Below are 1,136 nucleotides of genomic sequence, written 5' to 3'. Positions count from 1 at the left end.
ACATCCAGAGAATTTTCTAGAGATAGATTAGTGCCTTCGGGAACTCTGAGACAGGTGCTGCATGGCTGTCGTCAGCTCGTGTTGTGAAATGTTGGGTTAAGTCCCGCAACGAGCGCAACCCCTATCCTTATTTGCCAGCGCGTAATGGCGGGAACTTTAAGGAGACTGCCGGTGATAAACCGGAGGAAGGTGGGGACGACGTCAAGTCATCATGGCCCTTACGGGATGGGCTACACACGTGCTACAATGGCAAGTACAGAGGGCAGCGAGACCGCGAGGTGGAGCGAATCCCAGAAAGCTTGTCGTAGTCCGGATTGGAGTCTGCAACTCGACTCCATGAAGTCGGAATCGCTAGTAATCGTGGATCAGAATGCCACGGTGAATACGTTCCCGGGCCTTGTACACACCGCCCGTCACACCATGGGAGTGGGTTGCAAAAGAAGTAGCTAGTCTAACCTTCGGGAGGACGGTTACCACTTTGTGATTCATGACTGGGGTGAAGTCGTAACAAGGTAACCCTAGGGGAACCTGGGGTTGGATCACCTCCTTACCTTAAGTAGAACGCTTAATGTTGAGTGTTCACACAAATTACATGATAACGAAAATTAAAGGATGAAAGGCCAAACTTAAACTATCCTACGGATACCTTAAGTTTGGTTTTTTACCAAATTATTTGCCGAATGCGCGCATTTAATTACTCTTTAACAATTTGGAAAGCTGATATTAAACCCGGCAACTTATGTTTATGACCTCCAATCATAAACGTCGAATAAGTTGCCATGATAAACATTAACTTGTTTATCACTGAGATGTTTATACAACATCTCAACATTATAACTAACGATAATTATCGTTTCGTTAGTTGTTCTTACTCAAGGCTCACAGCAATGTGAGTTTGACACATTAGTGTCAATATTCTTATGAATGCGTGAAAATGTCAGACTTGCAACTTAGTTCGGTTTAGTCACCGAACAGTCTTAAAGGAAACTTTTTGGGGTTGTATGGTTAAGTGACTAAGCGTATGTGGTGGATGCCTTGGCAGTTAGAGGCGATGAAGGACGTGTTAATCTGCGAAAAGCTGAGTTAAGGTGATAAAAACCGTTATAGGCTCAGATGTCCGAATGGGGGAACCCACC

Annotated in this window: 2 rRNA genes; both read left to right on the top strand. The window is 44.9% G+C overall.

Annotated elements, in window-relative coordinates:
* Positions 1–550: ribosomal RNA gene (locus tag FNN08_RS16200) — 16S ribosomal RNA — on the top strand; the annotation flags it as partial.
* Positions 551–1,003: 453 nt separating this feature from the next.
* Positions 1,004–1,136: ribosomal RNA gene (locus FNN08_RS16195) — 23S ribosomal RNA — on the top strand; the annotation flags it as partial.

This window comes from Thalassomonas sp. M1454 (genome assembly GCF_007097525.1).
Classification (GTDB): Bacteria; Pseudomonadota; Gammaproteobacteria; order Enterobacterales; family Alteromonadaceae; genus Thalassotalea_A.
This window is presented reverse-complemented; position numbering and strand designations above follow the sequence as displayed.